The sequence below is a fragment of the Trichocoleus sp. FACHB-46 genome, from assembly GCF_014695385.1.
GTDB lineage: Bacteria > Cyanobacteriota > Cyanobacteriia > FACHB-46 > FACHB-46 > Trichocoleus.
This window is the reverse complement of the sequence record NZ_JACJOD010000028.1, coordinates 48,157-68,424: the sequence shown is the minus strand read 5'-3', so window position 1 is coordinate 68,424 and position 20,268 is coordinate 48,157. Positions and strand designations below refer to the sequence as shown.

Here is a 20,268-nt window from a genome sequence, read left to right as displayed (position 1 = left end):
TAATTCTTGCCAAGAATTCTGTCGGTAAGATTTAATTGCTCCACCTAGTCTTCAATTTTGCTTGGTCCAGCAGCTCCATGAGTATCTTCACACTACAGTCGGTTCAGAAAGACTTTGGCATTAAGGAAATCCTCAAAGATGCCAGCTTCAGCCTTAATGCTGACGATAAAGTTGGTCTGATTGGCACTAATGGCTCTGGCAAATCTACTCTCCTAAAGATGATTGCGGGGCTAGAACCGATTGATGCTGGACAAATTCTGGTCAATTCTAGTATCAAAATTGTTTACTTACCCCAGCAGCCTGACCTGAATGAAGAGTACACCGTTCTAGAGCAAGTTTTTGCTGACAGCGGAGAAGGAATGGCGCTGGTACGAGAGTATGAGGAGCTTTCGGACAAATTAGCGCATGGTCACGGTGATGCGAATCAGTTGATGGCTCAGTTATCCGTTGTTTCGCAGCGCATGGATACTGTAGGCGCTTGGGAACTAGAAACCCAAGCCAAAATTATTTTGACCAAACTGGGAATTGAAGACTTTGAAGCTCGAATTGGCTCTCTTTCGGGCGGATACCGGAAGCGAATTGCCTTAGCGGCTGCTTTGATGGCTGGTCCCGACGTGTTGCTGATGGATGAACCTACCAACCACTTAGATGCGCTCTCTGTGGAATGGTTGCAAAGCTATCTCAATCGCTTTCGGGGTGCGTTACTCTTGATTACTCACGATCGCTACTTTCTCGATCGCGTGACTAATCGCATTATTGAGATTGATCGAGGGGATCTTTATAGTTACTCCGGTAATTATTCCTACTACCTAGAGAAAAAAGCCCTGGCTGAGGAATCTGCCGTTAGCAGTCAGCGGAAGCACCAAGGAGTTTTGCGGCGAGAACTAGAGTGGTTGAAGCGTGGCCCCAAAGCTCGCAGTACCAAGCAAAAAGCTCGGATTCAGCGCATTCAAGATATGCGATCGCAGGAATTCAAGCAAGGCCCAGGCAAAGTGGAAATATCCACCCCAGGCCGTCGCATTGGTAAAAAAGTGATTGACTTAGTTAATATCTCTAAAGCCTATGATGACCGCACCTTAATCAAGGACTTTACCTACAACTTCAACCCCGAAGACCGCGTGGGCATCATTGGCGGCAATGGGGCAGGAAAGTCTACGCTGATGAACATCATCACTGGGCGAGTGCAGCCAGACCTAGGTACCGTCGAAATCGGTTCTACCATTCACATTGGCTATTTTGACCAACACTCAGAAGAGTTGTTGACCGCTCTCAACGAAGATCAGCGGGTAATCGACTACATCAAGGAAGTGGGAGAGTTCGTTAAAGTCGCTGACGGCAGCCAAATTAGCGCCTCCCAGATGCTGGAGCGCTTTCTGTTTCCTGGCAATCAACAGTATGCTCCGATCCACAAACTTTCTGGGGGAGAAAAACGTCGGTTGTTTCTCCTGCGGATATTGATGAGTGCGCCCAATGTATTGATCTTAGATGAACCGACCAATGATTTGGATGTACAAACATTGGCAGTTTTGGAAGAATATTTAGAGGACTTTAATGGTTGTGTGATTGCTGTTTCTCATGATCGCTATTTTCTCGATCGCGCCATAGACACAATTTTTGCTTTAGAACCGGGCGGAAATTTACGTCAATACCCCGGTAACTACTCAGTTTACTTAGACTTTAAGAAAAAGGAAGAAGAAGAGGAAGCCAAGCAAGTTGCGGCTGCAAAGCCAGACCAGCAAGCAGCTTCAACTACCTCAGAGCCAATTGCTAAATCGGCAAATGGCGATAAATCACGAAAAATTTCTTATAAAGAAAAGCGTGAATTTGAGCTGCTAGAAACTAAAATTCCTGAGATGGAAGCGGAGAAAGAAGCGATCGAAAAAACGCTCTATAATAACCCACCTTCTGGTTTTAGTGAGGTGCAACAACTCTCAGAACGCTTAGCAGAACTGACCCAGGCGATCGATCAGGCGACTGAGCGCTGGATGGAGCTGGCAGAGCTAGTTGCTTAAGCCAACAAGGTGCGATCGCCGCTGAAAGGCGTGGATGAAAGGCGATCGCTGAGCTATTGAAAAATCGCTTCAGGCTCAGGTTCAAACACGTATTCGTAATCGAAACAGAAAGATTTTAGGTGACGAATAATCGAGAAGCCAAAGTTAGTTACCACGTCGGTTGTGAAAGTAGCCATTACCAACTCAATGAGCTTCCTGTCAGAAACCTTGGGCTTTTGAATAAAGTGATCGCGCTTGGCAAAGAAAACATCTATATCTCTAGGGACAATAATGCCGTTAATTTCGTGCGCTCTTTGAATCGGCTTGATATAGGTTTTGATGAATGCTTCTTGGTTGCGTTGCAGTCGATATAGCTTCTCGTGCTCCCACCAACTCATACGAAACATCATTTTAAGAAGTTCAAAGCCCAAGATATAGTTGAAGACGTTATTTCTTTCTTCTATATTGGTGACCAACTTAAGAGCAGATTCTAAATAGAGATCTGGTTGGCGATGAGCATCTTGAGCAGAATGAATATAGAACTGCCTAATATAATTTCTTAAAACTAATTCGCTCAATTCTGTATGGATATGAAACCCGTTTAGATACCCTTTTACTCTTTCTTTGTTGTCTCGATCCTGCAAAACCCTAGAAACTAAACCATCAGCGGTGTAGTCATCCAAAAACTCAGCTTGCTTTTCTGGAGGCGTAGCACAGATCAAGTGGCATAAAGATAAGACATAACGGCGTTGTTCCCAGGGTAAGCTCTCCGCCCATTTTTGTGCTTCTAAGGGCAGCTTAGCCAGAATACCCTCTGCTATGGGGGAACTCGCAATGGAGTCTTTTCTAGACTTTCGCTGAGTCATAAGCTGAGGCATTTGTATGATTTGAGCTCTGAAACAAGATATATGGTTTGGCTAGTAGATAAAGTTGCGAGATTTCTCGAGTTCTTTAAAAAAGCACGTTACGGTAGGTAACCAATCTTGATGAATCTAATTAATTTTCTTAATGGAATTAAGTAATCAAAACTTTAATAGTGATCTATTCATCTAACAGATGGTTGGTTAGGGTGTACCTGAGAAATACCTGGAATATCAACCTGTCTTTGCGAGCATTTTAGTTTTTGTCAGTGAAAGTTCGGTTGACGATCGCCTGACCGAGATTAGCTATGACTTAGAGGCTTATATCAACAGCTTCGGAAAACTTCTTAGTAAGTTCATCCTTAGTAATCGCTCGGTGAAGTACTGCCTCTAAAGCCAAAGTTTGGGAAAAGGAGCTGTCCATTTATGCCAATTGGTGACGAAGCCTCGTACAATTGATTGCACGTATTCTGTGACTCAGGAGCTTAGCCATGCCAGCGGCAGTTGGCGTTATTCAAACACTAGGGTTTCCAGGGGTGCTGGCAGCAGCAGATGCCATGGTCAAGGCGGCATCAGTCACTCTGGTGTATTACGGTCTGGCCGAAAGAGGCGAGTTTCTGGTGGCTGTCCGGGGGCCAGTTTCAGAAGTAAAGCGGTCTGTAGAGGCTGGCATTGTATCCGTAGAACAGGTATTCGGGGCTGAGGTTGTTAGCCACTACATTATTCCCAATCCTCCGGAGAATGTAGAACAGGTGCTCCCCATCCATTACACCGAGCAAGATGAACCGTTCCGCATGTTTTAATCAGGACAGGGATCTGGCTCAATCATTTCCATAGCGGTTTTTAGCTCTCTTACTTAACTTTTTAATTCAGGAGATTGGCAATGCCTCCACAGGCGGGTAGTTCAGCACAAGCTGTTGGCTCAATTGAGACGAAAGGTTTTCCGGCGGTGTTGGCTGCCGCCGATGCGATGGTCAAAGCAGGCCGCGTGACGTTAGTGGGCTACATCCGAGCGGGTAGTGCTCGTTTTACCGTTAACATTCGTGGGGATGTATCAGAAGTTAAGACTGCTATGGCAGCTGGTATTGAAGCCGTAGAAACTGTTTATGGCGGTGCCTTAGAGACTTGGGTGATTATTCCTCGCCCTCATGAAAACGTGGAAGCAGTGCTACCCATCGGGTACACCAACGAAGTGCAACAATACCGCGATGCCGTTAATCGCCCCATCGCGCCACGGGGTTAAGCTTTTACTAGCTTTGCCAATTCGTTATCTTAGTTTTTATCAGCGACTGCCATCTGAGCTATCTTGCTGTTGGGTTCCAGGGTTTGAGAAACTTGCAGCGACCTCTACGGCTTGTCGCTGTTTTTTTCTTTGCGATCGCAACACCGCATGCCTCAGCAACCCAGACAATCCCACTCACAGCACCCGCTACAGCGCCTGATTCGGTATGGGCATCAGTATCACTCACAGATTCGCTGGGCGATCGCCTGCTCCATCCTGAACAAAATTTTTGATTTAGCTCCGCCTGCTCTGATCGGGGCGGCGGTTGATGTGGTGGTACAAAAACAAAATTCTTGGCTGGCTCAATTTGGCGTCCGAGATGTCTTTGGGCAGTTAGTAATTTTATCGGTTCTCAGCGCTGTGATTTGGGGTTTGGAATCAGCGTTTGAGTATGCCTATGCTCGGCTGTGGCGCAACTTGGCGCAAAACATTCAACACGACCTGCGCTTAGATGCTTACGGTCACCTCCAGAACCTAGAGCTAGCTTTTTTTGAGGAACGTAGCACTGGCGGCTTAATGTCGATTCTCAGCGATGATATTAACCAACTAGAACGGTTCTTAGATTTTGGCGCTAACGAAGTGCTCCAAGTTGCCACCACAGTTGTGATTATTGGAGGAGCCTTTTTTATCCTGGCTCCTAGTGTGGCTTGGCTCGCCATGTTGCCCATGCCGTTTATTCTGTGGGGATCGATTGCCTTTCAAAAACGTTTGGCCCCCCGCTATGCCGAGGTGCGTGAGAAAGTTGGCTTGCTCAACGGTCAGCTTTCTAACAACCTCAGCGGTATTACGACAATTAAAAGCTTTACGACCGAGCAGTATGAGCGATCGCGCATTGCAACGGAAAGTGAAGGCTATCGTCGCAGCAACTACCGGGCCATTCGGCTCAGTGCCGCCTTTGTGCCGCTAATTCGCATCATCATCTTGTTTGGCTTTATTGCCATTCTTTTGTTGGGTGGGATGGAGGCGGTGGCTGGCAGACTCTCGGTGGGGAGTTACAGCGTTATGGTGTTTTTGACGCAACGCTTACTCTGGCCCCTGACTCGCTTGGGTGAAACTCTAGACCAGTATCAGCGGGCAATGGCTTCGACCAACCGCGTGATGAATCTGCTCGATACCCCAATTGAAATTCATTCAGGCCATTTATCTCTGCCCGTGAAGTCGGTGCGCGGTGAAGTGGATTTGCAACACGTCACGTTTGCTTATCGCGATCGCCAACCTGTAATTGAGGATCTATCGCTCCACATCCCCGCCGGAAAAACGATTGCCATTGTCGGTTCTACAGGGTCTGGTAAAAGTACCCTGGTTAAATTGCTGCTGCGTCTGTACGAAATTCAATCGGGGACGATCACGTTAGATGGCATTCCTTTACAGGATTTGCAACTCCAGGACTTACGAGGCGCGATCGGCTTAGTGAGCCAAGACGTATTTCTCTTTCACGGCACGGTTAGAGAAAACATTGCCTATGGCAGCCCCGAAGCCAATTGGGACGAAATTATTGCAGCAACCAGAGTTGCCGAAGCTCACGACTTCATCATGCAATTACCTCAGGGTTACGACACGATTGTGGGAGAACGCGGCCAAAAACTATCTGGGGGGCAGCGGCAACGTCTCGCGATCGCTCGTGCTGTGCTCAAAGACCCACCGATTTTGATTCTGGACGAAGCCACCTCTGCGGTGGACAACGAAACCGAAGCCGCGATCCAGAAATCCCTAGAAACAATTACTCAAAACCGCACTACCATCGCGATCGCCCATCGTCTCTCCACGGTGCGGAATGCTGACTGCATTTACGTCATGGAGCAGGGTCGCTTAGTTGAAAAAGGGCGACACGACCAACTGTTAGACCGCTCAGGCATTTACGCTAGCTTATGGCGCGTCCAGACGGGCTTAAGAGCGTAAGATTGAGATTGTCAATCTTAAGTTAATACAAACCTTAAGTTAATTCAGTAGTTCATCCATTAGAAATTGACGCATGGAACTCGAAGTTGGAATGGCTCAGCCTGAGTTGATGGATGTGGAAGCAGTACAGAAAGCGTTGAATCGATCACGAGCCTCTGTGTATCGATATGCCAATACTGATCCACAGGAATTGAACTCTCCTTACGATCCCAAGCGTCTCAATCCAGAATTGCGCTTAAATCCTAACGATCCCCTCTTGTTTCACCCCAACGAAGTGGCTCGGTTTGCCAAAGATGTTTTAGGAATTCGGCAGGTCACCATTGAGGTGCAAGAGTCAGCCCAAAACGCTAGTCTTGAAGTCTTGCGGGCAATCTTAGCAGAACTCAAGAGTATCCATCAGTTGTTGAAATCTCAAAGCTCTAACGTAAATTCTTGAGACTGTAGGCTGCAAGACAGTCCACTCTGTGGGAATAGCTAAAATTATATCTAGAGGGGCTGACGATCAAGCCCTCACGCAAGTTAACCTATCAGAGTTAGTTAAAAACTAAGCCCTTTATGGAATCAGGTGGCCAATCCGCCAACCCTCCTGGCCGATCTAGTCATAGATTGGCAGATGTTGTTGGCACTGCAATTGCCTTGTTAACCTTGACTTTACCAATTTACGTGATTGCTCATTATTCGCCTAATAGAACAGAACCCTTGCAGCCGCAGCAGACCTACTCATTACCGGGGCCAAGGGATTAGGAGAACTAATGTAAGTAATAGAAGCCCAAATTGGGACAGTTTTAAGTTGCAGACATCATGGTGAGCTTGAACCAGATCGAGCCGAGAGTCATGCCCTAAATCTCTGATTCAGCAACGGTTCTCTGTCCTGGCTGTAGCCATTATGGTTGTGAGTGCCGGATTGTCAGTTCGGCGTTAACCGTATTCCCCTAAAATGCTAGTAACTAGTACGAACTGGCTAGACACCACGCTGTGATGGCTGAGCCAAGCCTAGGGTACTTAGTTGAGTTGCAGTAAAGTGAAAAGTTTTCTAGCAAAACTTTTCGCTCTGCCTGCATTTGTTTGGTTTGGCTAATTCAGTCAATGCCAAGATGTCTGCTGACATCTGATTTCAATAGACCGTCATCTTGTTAACTTGGAGAAACACTGTGGACTTATCGCGCATTCCTGCACAACCTAAAGCAGGTTTGATCAACGTCCTAATCGAAATTCCTGCGGGCAGCAAAAACAAGTACGAGTTCGATAAAGACCTGCAAGCCATGGCGCTCGATCGCGTCCTCTACGCCTCTGTCCAGTATCCATACGACTACGGCTTTGTGCCCAATACCTTGGCAGATGATGGCGACCCTCTCGATGGCATGGTGATCATGGATCAGCCTACTTTTCCAGGGTGCGTCATTACTGCTCGTCCGATCGGGATGCTAGAAATGATTGATGGGGGCGATCGCGACGAAAAAATTCTTTGCGTTCCTGACAAAGACCCACGTTACGCTCATGTGAAATCTCTCAAAGACATTGCTCAACACCGCCTAGACGAGATTGCGGAGTTCTTCAGAACCTACAAGAATCTGGAGAAAAAAGTTACCGAAATCTTGGGCTGGAAAGACGTAGACCAAGTGATGCCTCTAGTTGAGGAGTGCATCAAAGCTGGAAGTGAAAAAGGCTAAAATTCTGGCTCTAGCACTCACTGAGGCTCTAGTACTTATTAAAAGTCATGGAGCTAAGGCTGAGATATTAACTTGAGCTAATCTCTTCCTCGCCCCTCTCCTCTAGGAGGGGGGTGCCGCAGGTAAATGAGGTTTTAACTATGAACACAATTACTAAGGATATTGGCTCAGCCAGTAAAGCCAGCGAAGTGCCAACTCTTAATATTTGCCTACTAGTATTTACCTAGTTGATCCCAAAGTCTTCCCGACCTTAATAACTTGTGCCAGTATAGACGAAACGAGAGTGTTCATAATTAATTAAGGTGTTTGGGTGACCTGAGGCTTTAAACTTTTTCCTTTAGAAGACTTTCCTCTACTATGCATCGGACGCTCCTCTTAGCCAAAATTCACAGTTGCACACTCACTGCTGCCAACCTCAATTATGTGGGTAGCATCAGTATTGATGAGGTTTTATTGGATGCAGCGGGAATTTTTCCTTATGAGCAAGTGCAAGTGGTCAACGTGGCTAACGGCGAGCGACTCATTACCTATGCAATTCCAGCCCCAGCTAATTCTGGAGCAGTTGAACTAAATGGTGCCGCTGCGCGTCTGGGCATGAAAGGCGATCGCGTCATTATTATGACTTACGCACAGTTTGATGCTGTCGAAGTCCAAACTCACTGTCCTACGGTGATTTTGGTGGACGAGCACAATCGGCTAGCGGAAGTGCTCCGATACAATCACATGCTACCAAGGCCTGGTTTGATCGAAGATGTCAGAGTCTAATTCAGTCCCTCAGAACTCACCGTCTGCCTACGAGTCAGACACCCAGACCCCAAGCGTTGGCTCTCAGGAGTTTCTAGTGCAATTCTGGGGTGTCCGTGGCAGCATCCCAGCTCCTGGAGCTGAAACGGTTCGCTATGGCGGCAACACGTCCTGTGTTGAAATGCGGGTGGGCGGTAAGCGGCTAATCTTTGATGGTGGCACTGGCCTAAGGGTTTTAGGTCGGGAACTGCTCAAGGAGATGCCAGTAGAAGCTTACATGCTGTTTACTCACTCTCACTGGGATCATATTCAAGGGTTTCCTTTCTTTACCCCCGCTTTCGTTCCCGGTAATTGCTTTCACATCTACGGGGCGATCGCGCCGAATGGGGCGACGATGAAGCAGCGTCTGAGCGATCAAATGCTGCACCCTAACTTCCCGGTGCCAATTCAGGTAATGCAGTCAGACCTCAAGTTTTATGACTTAACCCCTGGCGATGCGTTTACGCTAGATGACATCACGATCGAAACAGGTTCGTTGAATCACCCGAATACCGCAATGGGTTATCGAGTGACTTGGCAAGGTCGAACAGTGGTTTATGCCACTGATACGGAGCATTTCCCCGATCACCTAGATGAAAGTCTGCTCCACTTGGCTCGAGATGCTGATTTATTAATTTACGATGCTTGCTACACCGACCAAGAGTATCACGACGTTAAAACTCCTAAGGTAGGGTGGGGGCATTCTACTTGGCAGGCTGGAGTCGCGGTGGCCCAAGCAGCGGGTGTAAAGCGTGTTGCGATGTTTCACCATGACCCCACTCATGACGATAACTTTTTAGACCAAGTGGGTAAGCAACTAAAAGCAGTATTTCCCAGCGGATTATTAGCCCGTGAAGGCATGATCCTGGAGATCTGACGCTAGCCCTGCTATTGCCTGTTGCACTTTTTGTAGTTGGGCTGCTGCTTGTCCTTGGGTGAGTAGTGCTTCGGCTTGGGTTAAGCCTGTGGCTAAGTCTGCACAAGCGCCACAGCGCCAGAGATAAAATCCCCCATTCCAAATTGCCGATCGCCCTAGTTCAGAGCCATCGCCTTGCAAAACTGCCTGCATCTCAGCTATGAGCTGAGTCGTTTCTTCCAGAGGCACATCTATGCCAGCAAAATCGTAATCGCGGGGAGCCAGCAGCAAGCGCTCTAAGAAGAAATCAGCTCCACCCTGTCCCAAACCGATGATCGCTGTGCGATCGCGCGGTAAGTCACAACTGCCTTCTAATCCTTTGACTGTCGTGAAATAAGCAGGAAACCCTCGCAACTGAAAGGCATCTTGGAGCATGACTTCAGTGGGCGGATGGACAAAACCAGACACAATATTAGCGCTTCCAGCATAAGGCCCCCAAAGTAGCTCTAGCGTAGCGAAGGGCGGGCGTTTGCCAATCTGGTCGCGGTAAGGCACCAGCCCATGCGCCTGAGGAAAATGTTGGGGCAGGTAAACAAAACCGAGTTGAGTAGTAGCTAACACTTGCTGCACTTGCTCTAGGGTCAACCGAGTCCAATCAATTCCTAACCCTTGCCAAACCTCAACCAGTGGCAATCCTTGCTTGGTGGGCATGCGATCGCCCCCATGCATAATCACAGGGTAGCCTGCTGCCGCCACGATCAACGCGGTGAGGGGGCTAATGGGAGCGGTGCGCGATCGCCCGTCGTAAGGGGAGCTAAGTACAAGTACAGCCTGCTCTGAGCCTATAGGCTGCAACTGGGGGCCTAGTTCCGCATAGGCATCAAGCATGCCTGCCAACTCTTCTCCGGTCGGTCGCTTGATGCGGTGAGCGATCATGAAGGCTCCAATCTGAGCTGGAGTCGCCTCTTGCAGCAACATCATGCGGGTGGCTGCGGCTGCTTCTGAGCGATTCAAATTCTTCCCCGTATGGGGGCCACTGCCAACTTTCCGCAGTAGTTCTCTAAATGCATCGCTCATGGTCGCAGCTCAAATAAACGGTCTTTAGATGGTTTTTTAGGTGTTTGGCTCGAAATTGGGCAGAAACACCGCTAAAGGATCATACAGCTTGCAGTGAGCCTGTGGCATCTAGGGCCAAAGTGCTCTCAGAAAGTCCAGAAATTTGATCTCGAATCAATTGATAAACTAACTCGCGAAATCGCTGAATCGGAGGAATTTGTAGGCGATCGCGGGTCGTGACTAACACCACTTGACGCAACAACAAAGGTTCATCGGTGGGTCGTATCGCCAAGGTGGGGTCAATATGAGCATCAAAAATTGCTGCTTTGGGCAGTAAGGCAATTAGCTTACCCTGACGAACAATGCCTCGAAATGCATCTAGTGTGTTTAATTCTAAGGCGGCGTTTAAGGTTGCCCCTTGACGTTGAAACTGCTCTTGGACGAGGCGCTGCATACCATAGCCATCCTTAAACACCACTTGAGGATACCGCACCAATTCTGCCCAAGGCACTCGGTCGTATTGGGTCAAGGGGTGGTTTGCTCCCATCAAAATTTCGATGGATTCGTTATAGAGCGGGTCAACGACTACTTCTGGCCCCGTCGTCAGCAAACGATTGTTCATCACAATGGCTAAGTCAACTAAGCCGTCTTTCAAAACTTTAAGGGCGCGATCGCTACCCAAGGCAGTCACACGCAATTGAATGTCTGGGTAATCCTGACAAAAATGCTGAAGGACAGGTGGTAGATAATGGGCACAGACCGAATGGATCGCGGCGATACACAACTCTGGCTGCTTTCCTGCCATCAAATCAGCTAATTCGGTCGCAGCTAATTCCCACTCCTGGCAAATTTTGCGAGCCCGTGGCAACAGCCGCTCCCCCCCCAAAGTCAGACGAGCTTGGGCTGTGCGGTGAAACAGTAACAAGCCCAAATCTCCCTCCAGCGCCTGAATTTGGCGGCTGATGGTAGATTGGGTGACTCCACATCGACGGGCCGCCTGCTGAAAACTGGTGGTCTCAGCAACGGCCAAAAAAGCTTGCAACTGTTCCAGGCGCATAATCATGTAGCCTAAGTTACATGTAGAGATTTAGCTGATCTGCCTAATCAGTTTGGTAGAGCTTGATACAGACTGAGGGCGATCGCTCAACTAAAAGCCAGATCTCTCTAAACCAAATTTTGAATCAACCAAAATCCTACGCTTCAACTTGGTCTGGTGATGCTACGAAATATGTTGTGCAAAAAAATACAATGGCAAGACTTGTGCGTTTAATCTTGCCATTGGTTTTGTGATTTGTAGTTTTGTTTAATCTGGGGATAATTGCTCTACGTTTAGGCGTTTAGGCGATCGCTCTAGCAGCGGGTAGAGGTTGAGCGCTTGAGCCATAGAGGGACACAAACCGTCCAAATAGCCACATCGTCTCATGACTGGGAAGGCGGCTAGAGTTAACCAAGCGATCGAGGTTTCTCTGAGCCAGTTTGTGCAAATAAGGTAAGTCTTCAAACAAAGTCAAACAAGCAGAAACATGCAACACAGCTTGCAAGAGTGGTTTCGGCCAAGGCAGATCGCTGTAGATGTCGATGAGAAATTTATGTTCTGTCTCGCTCAGCGGAATGGCATTGAACAAAACCGTAATTCGTTTTTCGTTATAAACCGGAATGCTCAACTCAACAGTGTAAGGACTGTGCAAGATCAAATCAACTTCCACAATTGGCTGCCGCCAAACTCTTAAAACGTTAAATGGAGATTCTAAAATGGTTTGAAACTTGATGTGGCCACCGATAGAAGTAGCGTTTACTTGACTAACCTTAACGATTCTCAAGTTATTTAAGCTAAAACTGTGCACATTTTCTAAATGCTTCAGGTTTAGCAAGTGGTAAATCTGACACAGTTGAGGAAACGGTAGGTCATATTCCTGCCGAATCATATGCCGATCTTCTAGCTCTGTCATTCTCGCTTGAGCCATTTGAAGAAAAAGTTCATGCTCAGATAACTCAGAACCGGGTGCAGGTTCCCAGACAGCCCCGACAGTATCCCTCTGTGAGGACTCTTCTGGCTTGAGACATAACCAGCTGACAAAAAACAAAGAGGCCATGCTCAAATGGAGAATTTCAACCGCTGAAAAGCAGCTATCCGCTAAGGCAGAAAAGCTTCTATCAATAATTGCAAATAACCAAGCAGGGATACCAAAAAGCCAAATACCATGCCTGACGTTGGCTAAAACCAATGAGAATTCTGTCGTTTTACTGTTTGTCAGGATACTGATTGGGTCTTTAAGAGAGAGAGATTCAGACATAGCAATAACTTCAAGCAAGAGAGAGTTTTGATGTCGCAGAGCACGCAAACTTGCTTGTAAAGCTTTATCAGCTAGATGAAATAAAGTCAGAGGTTGAATGATACAATTTGAACAACAATTAAAACCGTAAGATAAGATACTAATTGTTATTTTTAATGGCAGCAAACCTGCGAAAATTATTCATCTAGAAATTAAGTTGTGCGCTTAATTCTTAAGCTAACACCTCTCAACTTGAGGTACCCTCTACCTCAAGTTGAGACTATTTTTCTACTACTTTCTATCCAAGTAAGTGGACACTTTTTAATTTAAGCAGACTCAGCTTTTAGAGAATTTCGGTTTAGTAACCTGCTTGAAGTTCTCCAGGAGTCTAGGTTTTAGATGGTGTTGGAGCTTCATCCTTAGCGATCGCTTCACGTAAGGCGGTATAGCACCATACAACTCAGCAAAAGTTTAGCCTTTAGCTAGCAAGCACATGAGCAATCAACGCTCTTAACTAAATGCTAGGCGATGGCCTAATTAGAAATGGCTTAAATTATTTGAGCATCCACATTTTGCAGGGTAATGCCCAAGCAGCTTTGAAGGGCTGCAATGACCTCTTCAGCAGCAGTAGCATCTAAAATTCTCAAGTCTTCTTCGGTGTAGTTAATCAGATCGGCGATCGAATGGATTTGGGTGCGCTTCAAAAAACCGTAAGCTTGCATTGAAAGCTGCAACTCTTCAATCGAAGTTTGAGATAAAGAATTTTTGTGATGGCTCATCGCTTTAATCAGGTGTCAGCGTTTACAAGATGGAACAGCCTTGATCATCATGCCATACCCTACTAATACAAGATTCGATTAGCAGTGAGCCATCGCAGGTCTAATTAGGCAATTTGATGACCAGTTGCAGAAATTAACTGCTTGATCGTTTCTTCCGATGCGCCAGATTCTACCGTGACCGTTTTGGCTTCTACATCTACTTCAACTTTGGCATCGGGCTCAGTAGTTTTGATGGTTCTCTTGATATCTTCTACCGAATCAGGGCCAGAGATGGTTGGGACATTAAGTTTGAGGACCATGTTTTTTCACGGGTTATTAATTACACAATTGATATTTTCTGATTTTGCTTTGCCCCTTTACTACTCCCCTGAGGGCTTATTTCTCTGGCGACGATTCGCTCGTTGGGTGAACTATATGCCTATACTTTTTTACAGAGTGAGGAGCTTAACCAATTCGCTAGAGTGACCAATACGTAAAACTCTTTTCCTTCTAGCAAAATCAGTTAAACCACTCATGCAACTGCAACGTCAGCGTTCCAAGCGATCGCAGCGGCGAAAATTTTTAGCTTCGCTCATTACCGATCCTGTCCAATCGGCTCAGGTAGCTGGGTTACGCTATGTCAATGATGACAGCCCAGGTATTCAACGCCAACCTAGAGGAAAAGGGTTTGTTTATCTGAACATAGACGGTAAAATCATCCGCGATCGCCAGGAGATTCAACGGATTGAGTCATTAGCCGTTCCGCCTGCTTACAAAGATGTCTGGATCTGTCCGTTTGCCAACGGTCATATTCAGGCCACAGGTCGAGATGCTAAAGGACGCAAACAGTATCGCTACCATTCGTTGTGGCGGCAGGTAAGAGATCAAACCAAATTTACCCGATTGATTGCCTTTAGCGATGCCTTACCTACCCTTCGAGAGCGGGTAGATCATGACCTGGGGTTGCGCGGGTTATCTCGGGAAAAGGTGCTAGCTACAGTGGTGCGGCTTTTAGAAACAACTTGCATCCGGGTGGGCAATGAAACTTATGCCCGGACTAATCGCTCCTTTGGCCTCACAACCATGCGTTGCCAGCATGTAGATATTTCCGGCACTACGTTGCGATTTAAGTTTCGAGGCAAGAGTGGCGTTGATCATGATATTCAAATTAGCGATCGCCGTTTGGCTCGCATCATCAAACGTTGCCAAGAAATTCCGGGCTACGAGTTGTTTCAATATCTCGATGACGCAGGTCAAAGCCAGTGCATTGATTCTGGTGCAGTCAATACTTATTTGCAAGAAATAACCAAGCAAGACTTCACTGCTAAGGATTTTCGAACTTGGTCGGGTACAGTTATGGCGGCTTTAGAGTTAGATGCAATGGGTCCGTTTCAGTCGCAAACTCAGGCCAAGAAAAATATCAATCAGGCGATTAAAAACGTAGCAGCCCATCTTGGTAATCGACCTGCTACTTGCCGCAAGTATTATGTGCATCCCGCCATTCTAGATGCTTATTTAGACGGGTCGCTCATGTCCACTTTGGAAAAAGCGATGCAGCAACCCGCCTCAGATTCTGCTTACGCTTTAAATCCCGAAGAAATGGCGGTGGTAGCGATTTTGGAACAACAACTGGAAGCTCGGCAACCTGTAGCTAGTTAGGAGTTAAAGCAAATAGCTTAAAGTTGGCAAGCTGCCTTGAGCCACTCAGCTTCATCTGGAGTAAGAGTGGGGGCGAGTTTCTCCACAACTTGGACGTGATAATGCTCTAGCCACTCTCGTTGCTGCGGGCTGAGGCGATCGCAGTCGATCAGGTGCTTGTCAAACGGAATGTAGGTCAGCGATTCAAACTCATACCAGGTGCCTTTGGGGACTGCACCGTTATTTTCTGTCACGACCTCTTTGATCACATAAAGATTTTCGATGCGGATACCGCCCCAACCGGGTTCATAGTAGCCAGGTTCGACACTCGTTACCATGCCTGGTTCCAAAGGTTCTTGCGATCGCTTATTAATGCCATTCGGCCCTTCATGCACATTCAAGAAAGCACCTACGCCGTGGCCTGTGCCATGTCCATAATCGAGTCCCGATTGCCACATGGCCGATCGCGCAATGCCATCCAGTTGGCATCCGGGCGTCCCTTTGGGGAAGCGCTGCATGGCACAGTTGATATGGGCTTTCAGGACTTCGGTATAGCGTGCAATCTGTTCTCGCGTGGCTTCTCCGACCACAAAAGTGCGGGTGTCATCGGTGGTGCCAGAGAGAAACTGTGCTCCCGAATCGAGGAGTAACAACTGACCCGCTTGCAAGTCTACATTGGGGTTGGGAGTGCCGTAATGAACAATGGAGCTGTTGGCTCCCGCACCGGAGATGGTGTTGAAGCTCAGTCCTTGGAATCCTGGTTCAGCTTGATAGAACCGAGCGATCGCCTCTGCCACATCAAATTCAGTCACGCGATCGCCTGCGGCCCAGCGATCGGAAAACCACTTCCAGGCTCGTACCTTTGCCCGACTGGCTTTGAGGTTGGCTTGTTGCATCTGCTCGATTTCGATTGCATTTTTACGAGCTTTCATCCCCTCCACAGGATTCGGGGCTTCCACAATCTGGACTTTGCCAGTCTTAGAGCTTTCCTGAACCAGCTCGTAGGTACCCATTGTGGTATGTTTGGCATCGATCCAAACCCGCAGGGGTTGTGGCTGATTGAGCAAAGACTGCAACGTGTTAGCGTACTGCTCGTAGGGCAGCAAGGCGATATGGGGTTGTAGTGATTGCTGGATCTCGGTGTCAATGCGCTCTAGATTGGTAAACAGGAACGCTTGCTCAGCCGTGACAATGGTGTAGGCAATAAACACCGGATTGTAGGGAACATCCCAACCCCGTAGGTTCAACAGCCAAGCAATTTGATCGAGCTTGGTGAGCGGCAGGATATCGGCTTGGGCCTTCTGCATGGCTTGCCGTAACCGCTCTAGCTTTTGCGCGACGGTTTCTCCGGTTAGGGCTTCTGGCACCGCAAACAACCGAGAGGCGGCATAACTGGCAGGAGTTTGACCATCTGCCCAAGCTGCTGATTCCCGCACGCGATCGACTAGATTTTCGGGAAGGCTCACCAGCACCACGCCCGCTGGAGCCAGCCGTTTTTGTAGGTCACGGCACTGATCCACCGTCACCGTGAAGGGGTCAACCCCTAAACGAAAGGGTTGTTGGACGGCGATCGCGGCTTGTCCGAGAGCTTCCAGAGTTTCGACTAGAGTTTTATGACCTTCTAAGCCCAATTTAGACACGTGAATGGCTGCGGGATCTACCTGTAAATCAGCTTGTTCGTAGTAGCGAGAGTCCACAAACAACCAGCTCTGCTCGGTCCCAACCAAGAAGTCTCCTGCCGACCCTGTAAAATCGCTGATCCAAGTCCGACGCTGTTTGGCTTCTGGCAAATACTCGTTCAAATGCTCATCTGCCGAAGGAATTAGGTAGCCATCCAGTTGATAGGCTGCCATCCAAGCCCGCAAATCGGCTAATTTGGCTTCAGTCAGAGCTTGCTGAGCTTGTTGCTGGACGAGGTCTAGGGGTGACATAGACAAAACTTTGAGACGGTAGAAAACGCAAGGCAAGTGATAGCTCTATGGTACAGCCCTCGCCTAGCTTGGCCTAGCTTGCTGGACGGATAATCAGATGCAGCAAATTGTCGAGCAGGCGATCGCGCTCCATCGGCACCAGATCCCCACTATGCAGCAGGTCCTTCAGAATCACATAATGCACAATCGTGCCGATAAAAGCCCGCGCTGCCACTTCTGGGTCAGGCAACCGGAGTTCGGGTCGAGAGGCGAGATATTGAGTCAAAAGTTCGATGCTGGGCTTTTCGACGTTTTGCACAAAGGCCCTGGCTAGCGCCGGAAAGCGGGATGACTCGCCAATGATTAAGCGGACAAAGGTTAACAGGTGCGGATCGGCTTGAATCTTATCGAGCATTTCCAGAGCAAAAGCCCTAAGTACCAACGCTGGATCATCTTGAATAGCTTGCAGCTTTTCTGAGTTAAACAGTTCTTTTTGGCAAGCTAAGCGTTGAATTAAAGCTGTGAATAAAGCCTCTTTATCTTGAAAGTGGCTATAAACCGTCGCTTTAGAAACGCCAGCGGCGGCTGCCACGCGATCCATGCTGGTCGCAGCATAACCTTTGACCAAAAACTCTTGGATCGCTCCATCTAGAATGGCTGCGGTTTTCTCAGGGGATAGGTCGCGGTCTACGCTTTTAGTTTTTCTCATAGATATTCAAGCTAGAAACAGACATAGCACCCTCAATCATCACCGATTTAAGGCGACTGCTTGTTTTAAGCATACCTCTTGACGATACTAAACTGTTTAGTTTAGCGTGGTTTATAGAACTAAACTGTTTAGTTCAGGTGCAACTAATTTTTCTGGAGCCTGATCATGTTGCCAAATGCGCCTGCTGGCCTTCCCACCCCTAAAACTCAACGCTGGACTCCATTAGCGATTGCGGCTCTATTTGCCTTGGGTGGCGTGTCTGCCTATCAGGTTTGGCGGCTCCAAGCTCCAGCTACGTCAAAAGCTGACATCGCCACGATGGCTGCGCCGCGCATCAAAACAATCACCGCCTTGGGGCGACTGGAACCGCAGGGAGAAGTGATCAAACTGTCCGCGCCTACCTCCAATAACGGCAATCGTGTTGAGCAACTCCTGGTAAACGTGGGCGATCGCGTACAGGCAGGCCAAGTGATTGCAGTCCTAGACAGTCGCGATCGCTTACAAGCCGCTTTTGAGCAAGCCCAAGCCGAGGTGGAAGTGGCACAAGCGCAGCTAGCCATTACCCAAGCGGGAGCCAAACAGGGAGAAATCTCAGCACAGCAAGCGGAAATCGTGCGATTGGAAGCAAAACGGCAGGGAGATATTCAAGCGCAGAACGCCACGATCGCGCGTTTACAGTCAGAAGTGCAGAACGCCCAAACGGAATTTAATCGCTATCAATCTCTCTACCAAGAAGGGGCGGTCGCGGCTTCGGCTCTCGATAGCAAACGCTTAACCCTAGAAACGGCGCAAAGAAGCTGGCAAGAAGCCCAAGCGGTATTAACTAGAATTCAATCGACCAGCCCTGCCGAAGTAAACCAAGCTAGAGCCAACTTAGAGCGGATTGCAGAGGTGCGTCCGGTGGATATTCAGGCGAAGCAGGTAGAAGTGAATCGGGCGATCGCGGCGATGAAACAGGCTAAAGCCAATTTAGATCAAGCTTATGTGCGAGTGCCTACACGAGGAACTGCCGGAGGGCCACAAGCTTTTGAGATTTTAGGGATTCATGCCTATCCCGGTGAGGTGGTCTCGAATGAGGGCATTGCTGACATTGGTCAAACCCAACGGATGAAGGCGATCGCTGAAATTTATCAAAGCGACATCAGCAAAGTGCGAGCGGGGCAGCGAGTCAAAATCAGCAGCGATTCTATCCCTGGGGAATTATTGGGAACCGTGGAGCGGATTGACTCGCAAATTCAGCGCCAAACCATTGTCAATACAGACCCTAGCGCCAACATCGACGGCAGGGTGATTGAAGTGCATGTGGCTTTGGATGCAGCATCGAGCCAAAAAGCAGCCAAGCTGACCAATTTGCAAGTGACAGCGGTAATTGAACAATGATCGGCTTGATTAAACAATTGCAGCGGCGCACGCCTCTCGGCTGGTTGCAACTCAGTCACGAAAAAAGTCGATTGCTGGTAGCACTGTCGGGCATTGCCTTTGCGGATGTCTTGATGTTCATGCAACTGGGTTTCCAAAGCGCTCTGTACGACAGCAATACCAAGCTCAGCCGCAGCTTAAATGCAGATATTGTCTTGGTGAGTCCCCAAGCTCGGAACACCCAAAACTTGTCTACCTTTTCTCGCCGCCGCCTCTTCCAGGCCAGAGATGTGGTTGGGGTGGAGTCAGCGGAAGCTTTTTACTCCAACATTATTACTTGGAAACATCCCGACACCCGCAAGGAAGCCTCGATTCAAGTGCTAGGGCTGAATCCTGACGAACCGATTCTCAATTTGCCAGAAGTCAACCAACAGCTAGACAAGATTCAGCTACCCGATCAAGTGCTGTTCGATCGCAACTCTAGAGGAGATTACCAACAGGCGATCGCTCAAATTGAACAAAACCAAACTGAGAAGAGTCAGACTGAACAGCTCCAAACCATTACCACCGAAGTAGAGCGACGCACGATCGCGATCGCAGGTCTCTTCTCCCTGGGAGCTTCTTTTGGAGCCGATGGCATCTTGATTGCCAGTGACCAAACCTTTCTGCGTCTGTTTCCGCGCCGAGATGCAGGAAGTGTCAATTTAGGCTTGATTCGTGTAGAACCCAATGCCAGTCCTGACCAAGTGGCAACGGCTCTCAAAACCCATCTCCCTGACGATGTCCGAGTCCTGACCCACGCAGAATACATCGAGTTTGAGGAAAGCTACTGGAAAAAGGAAAGCCCGATTGGCTTCATCTTTGGTTTAGGCACAGGCATGGCCTTTGTGGTGGGCGTGGTGATTGTCTATCAAGTGCTCTCCACCGATGTCAACGCGCATATGAAGGAGTACGCCACCTTCAAAGCGATGGGATATCGCAATCAATATCTCCTAGCCGTGGTGTTTGAAGAAGCTTTGATTCTGGCCTTTTTGGGCTTTATCCCTGGGATGGTTTTGCCGCTGGGGCTTTACCAATTGGCGGCTAATGCCACCGCTTTGCCGATCGTGATGAAACTGTCACGCGCCTTAACCGTGTTGTTCCTCACAGTGGCCATGTGCAGTATCTCCGGTGCGATCGCCACTCGTAAGCTGCAATCCGCTGATCCTGCCGATATGTTTTAGG

19 protein-coding genes are annotated in these 20,268 nt (G+C 48.3%); 11 read left to right on the top strand and 8 right to left on the bottom strand.

What is annotated here, in order from left to right:
* The first annotated feature begins 77 nt into the window (after window positions 1-77).
* The gene (locus H6F72_RS15810; protein ID WP_190437455.1) at window positions 78-2,012 is read left to right on the top strand and encodes an ABC-F family ATP-binding cassette domain-containing protein; all 1,935 of its coding nucleotides are present in this window, start codon (window positions 78-80) and stop codon (window positions 2,010-2,012) included.
* A gap of 53 nt (window positions 2,013-2,065) precedes the next feature.
* Here H6F72_RS15810 and H6F72_RS15805 read toward each other — a convergent pair whose 3' ends face one another.
* The gene (locus tag H6F72_RS15805) at window positions 2,066-2,857 is read right to left on the bottom strand and encodes a cobyrinic acid a,c-diamide synthase (RefSeq protein WP_190437452.1); all 792 of its coding nucleotides are present in this window, start codon (window positions 2,855-2,857) and stop codon (window positions 2,066-2,068) included.
* A gap of 485 nt (window positions 2,858-3,342) precedes the next feature.
* Here H6F72_RS15805 and H6F72_RS15800 point away from each other — a divergent pair, with 485 nt between their 5' ends.
* From H6F72_RS15800 to H6F72_RS15770, 7 genes are all read left to right on the top strand, one after another.
* A complete protein-coding gene (locus H6F72_RS15800) occupies window positions 3,343-3,654 on the top strand; it encodes a BMC domain-containing protein (RefSeq protein WP_190437449.1) in 312 nt (103 codons plus the stop codon).
* An 80-nt stretch (window positions 3,655-3,734) separates the two neighbouring features.
* On the top strand, window positions 3,735-4,094 hold the full coding sequence (locus H6F72_RS15795; RefSeq protein ID WP_190437446.1) for a carbon dioxide-concentrating mechanism protein CcmK: 360 nt from the start codon (window positions 3,735-3,737) through the stop codon (window positions 4,092-4,094).
* Window positions 4,095-4,241: 147 nt separating this feature from the next.
* Window positions 4,242-6,032 (top strand): ABC transporter ATP-binding protein, encoded by a 1,791-nt coding sequence (locus H6F72_RS15790; protein ID WP_190437782.1) that lies wholly within the window; start codon window positions 4,242-4,244, stop codon window positions 6,030-6,032.
* A gap of 73 nt (window positions 6,033-6,105) precedes the next feature.
* Window positions 6,106-6,468 carry a resolvase gene (locus tag H6F72_RS15785; protein WP_190437445.1) on the top strand — a complete coding sequence of 121 codons (363 nt, stop codon included), beginning with the start codon at window positions 6,106-6,108 and terminating at the stop codon, window positions 6,466-6,468.
* Window positions 6,469-7,183: 715 nt separating this feature from the next.
* Window positions 7,184-7,702 (top strand): inorganic diphosphatase, encoded by a 519-nt coding sequence (locus H6F72_RS15780; protein WP_190437442.1) that lies wholly within the window; start codon window positions 7,184-7,186, stop codon window positions 7,700-7,702.
* Between the two features lie 357 nt (window positions 7,703-8,059).
* A complete protein-coding gene (panD, locus tag H6F72_RS15775) occupies window positions 8,060-8,467 on the top strand; it encodes an aspartate 1-decarboxylase (protein ID WP_190437438.1) in 408 nt (135 codons plus the stop codon).
* Window positions 8,454-9,362: an MBL fold metallo-hydrolase gene (locus tag H6F72_RS15770; RefSeq protein ID WP_190437433.1), complete on the top strand. Its 909-nt coding sequence runs from the start codon at window positions 8,454-8,456 to the stop codon at window positions 9,360-9,362. Before panD ends, H6F72_RS15770 begins: the two co-directional genes overlap by 14 nt.
* Here the strand turns inward: H6F72_RS15770 and H6F72_RS15765 are convergent.
* The 5 genes from H6F72_RS15765 to H6F72_RS15745 all read right to left on the bottom strand — a co-directional run bounded on the left by H6F72_RS15765 (window position 9,330) and on the right by H6F72_RS15745 (window position 13,748).
* Window positions 9,330-10,418, bottom strand: coding sequence for an anthranilate phosphoribosyltransferase family protein (locus tag H6F72_RS15765; protein WP_190437431.1), 1,089 nt, complete (start codon window positions 10,416-10,418; stop codon window positions 9,330-9,332). The two genes, H6F72_RS15770 and H6F72_RS15765, sit on opposite strands and share 33 nt — an antisense overlap.
* A 79-nt stretch (window positions 10,419-10,497) precedes the next feature.
* On the bottom strand, window positions 10,498-11,454 hold the full coding sequence (locus H6F72_RS15760; protein WP_190437779.1) for a LysR family transcriptional regulator: 957 nt from the start codon (window positions 11,452-11,454) through the stop codon (window positions 10,498-10,500).
* Between the two features lie 280 nt (window positions 11,455-11,734).
* Complete coding sequence (locus tag H6F72_RS15755; protein WP_190437430.1) at window positions 11,735-12,691, bottom strand: hypothetical protein; 957 nt, start codon at window positions 12,689-12,691, stop codon at window positions 11,735-11,737.
* Window positions 12,692-13,218: 527 nt separating this feature from the next.
* Window positions 13,219-13,449: a DNA-directed RNA polymerase subunit alpha C-terminal domain-containing protein gene (locus H6F72_RS15750; protein ID WP_190437428.1), complete on the bottom strand. Its 231-nt coding sequence runs from the start codon at window positions 13,447-13,449 to the stop codon at window positions 13,219-13,221.
* 104 nt (window positions 13,450-13,553) lie between these two features.
* A complete protein-coding gene (locus H6F72_RS15745) occupies window positions 13,554-13,748 on the bottom strand; it encodes a cation transporter (protein ID WP_190437425.1) in 195 nt (64 codons plus the stop codon).
* A gap of 214 nt (window positions 13,749-13,962) precedes the next feature.
* On the opposite strand from H6F72_RS15745, the gene H6F72_RS15740 reads away from it, so the two are divergent.
* Entirely contained in the window at window positions 13,963-15,087 is a 1,125-nt protein-coding gene (locus H6F72_RS15740) for a DNA topoisomerase IB (protein WP_190437424.1), read from the top strand.
* Window positions 15,088-15,104: 17 nt separating this feature from the next.
* Here the strand turns inward: H6F72_RS15740 and H6F72_RS15735 are convergent, their stop codons facing one another.
* Both H6F72_RS15735 and H6F72_RS15730 read right to left on the bottom strand, forming a co-directional pair.
* A complete protein-coding gene (locus H6F72_RS15735) occupies window positions 15,105-16,997 on the bottom strand; it encodes an aminopeptidase P family protein (RefSeq protein WP_190437422.1) in 1,893 nt (630 codons plus the stop codon).
* A gap of 73 nt (window positions 16,998-17,070) precedes the next feature.
* The gene (locus H6F72_RS15730; protein ID WP_190437419.1) at window positions 17,071-17,685 is read right to left on the bottom strand and encodes a TetR/AcrR family transcriptional regulator; all 615 of its coding nucleotides are present in this window, start codon (window positions 17,683-17,685) and stop codon (window positions 17,071-17,073) included.
* Window positions 17,686-17,850: 165 nt separating this feature from the next.
* On the opposite strand from H6F72_RS15730, the gene H6F72_RS15725 reads away from it, so the two are divergent.
* Both H6F72_RS15725 and devC read left to right on the top strand, forming a co-directional pair.
* Window positions 17,851-19,065, top strand: a complete 1,215-nt coding sequence (locus tag H6F72_RS15725) for an ABC exporter membrane fusion protein (RefSeq protein WP_190437416.1) — start codon at window positions 17,851-17,853, stop codon at window positions 19,063-19,065.
* Window positions 19,062-20,267 carry an ABC transporter permease DevC gene (devC, locus tag H6F72_RS15720; RefSeq protein WP_190437411.1) on the top strand — a complete coding sequence of 402 codons (1,206 nt, stop codon included), beginning with the start codon at window positions 19,062-19,064 and terminating at the stop codon, window positions 20,265-20,267. Before H6F72_RS15725 ends, devC begins: the two co-directional genes overlap by 4 nt.
* Window position 20,268 lies beyond the last annotated feature (1 nt).

What these genes read in the sequence shown, in the direction of transcription:
- H6F72_RS15810 (WP_190437455.1), top strand. Translation starts at nt 78, where the DNA reads ATGAGTATCTTCACACTACAGTCGGTTCAGAAAGACTTTGGCATTAAG.
- H6F72_RS15805 (WP_190437452.1), bottom strand. Translation starts at nt 2,857, where the DNA reads ATGACTCAGCGAAAGTCTAGAAAAGACTCCATTGCGAGTTCCCCCATA.
- H6F72_RS15800 (WP_190437449.1), top strand. Translation starts at nt 3,343, where the DNA reads ATGCCAGCGGCAGTTGGCGTTATTCAAACACTAGGGTTTCCAGGGGTG.
- H6F72_RS15795 (WP_190437446.1), top strand. Translation starts at nt 3,735, where the DNA reads ATGCCTCCACAGGCGGGTAGTTCAGCACAAGCTGTTGGCTCAATTGAG.
- H6F72_RS15790 (WP_190437782.1), top strand. Translation starts at nt 4,242, where the DNA reads ATGCCTCAGCAACCCAGACAATCCCACTCACAGCACCCGCTACAGCGC.
- H6F72_RS15785 (WP_190437445.1), top strand. Translation starts at nt 6,106, where the DNA reads ATGGAACTCGAAGTTGGAATGGCTCAGCCTGAGTTGATGGATGTGGAA.
- panD (WP_190437438.1), top strand. Translation starts at nt 8,060, where the DNA reads ATGCATCGGACGCTCCTCTTAGCCAAAATTCACAGTTGCACACTCACT.
- H6F72_RS15770 (WP_190437433.1), top strand. Translation starts at nt 8,454, where the DNA reads ATGTCAGAGTCTAATTCAGTCCCTCAGAACTCACCGTCTGCCTACGAG.
- H6F72_RS15765 (WP_190437431.1), bottom strand. Translation starts at nt 10,418, where the DNA reads ATGAGCGATGCATTTAGAGAACTACTGCGGAAAGTTGGCAGTGGCCCC.
- H6F72_RS15760 (WP_190437779.1), bottom strand. Translation starts at nt 11,454, where the DNA reads ATGCGCCTGGAACAGTTGCAAGCTTTTTTGGCCGTTGCTGAGACCACC.
- H6F72_RS15755 (WP_190437430.1), bottom strand. Translation starts at nt 12,691, where the DNA reads ATGTCTGAATCTCTCTCTCTTAAAGACCCAATCAGTATCCTGACAAAC.
- H6F72_RS15750 (WP_190437428.1), bottom strand. Translation starts at nt 13,449, where the DNA reads ATGAGCCATCACAAAAATTCTTTATCTCAAACTTCGATTGAAGAGTTG.
- H6F72_RS15745 (WP_190437425.1), bottom strand. Translation starts at nt 13,748, where the DNA reads ATGGTCCTCAAACTTAATGTCCCAACCATCTCTGGCCCTGATTCGGTA.
- H6F72_RS15740 (WP_190437424.1), top strand. Translation starts at nt 13,963, where the DNA reads ATGCAACTGCAACGTCAGCGTTCCAAGCGATCGCAGCGGCGAAAATTT.
- H6F72_RS15735 (WP_190437422.1), bottom strand. Translation starts at nt 16,997, where the DNA reads ATGTCACCCCTAGACCTCGTCCAGCAACAAGCTCAGCAAGCTCTGACT.
- H6F72_RS15730 (WP_190437419.1), bottom strand. Translation starts at nt 17,685, where the DNA reads ATGAGAAAAACTAAAAGCGTAGACCGCGACCTATCCCCTGAGAAAACC.
- H6F72_RS15725 (WP_190437416.1), top strand. Translation starts at nt 17,851, where the DNA reads ATGTTGCCAAATGCGCCTGCTGGCCTTCCCACCCCTAAAACTCAACGC.
- devC (WP_190437411.1), top strand. Translation starts at nt 19,062, where the DNA reads ATGATCGGCTTGATTAAACAATTGCAGCGGCGCACGCCTCTCGGCTGG.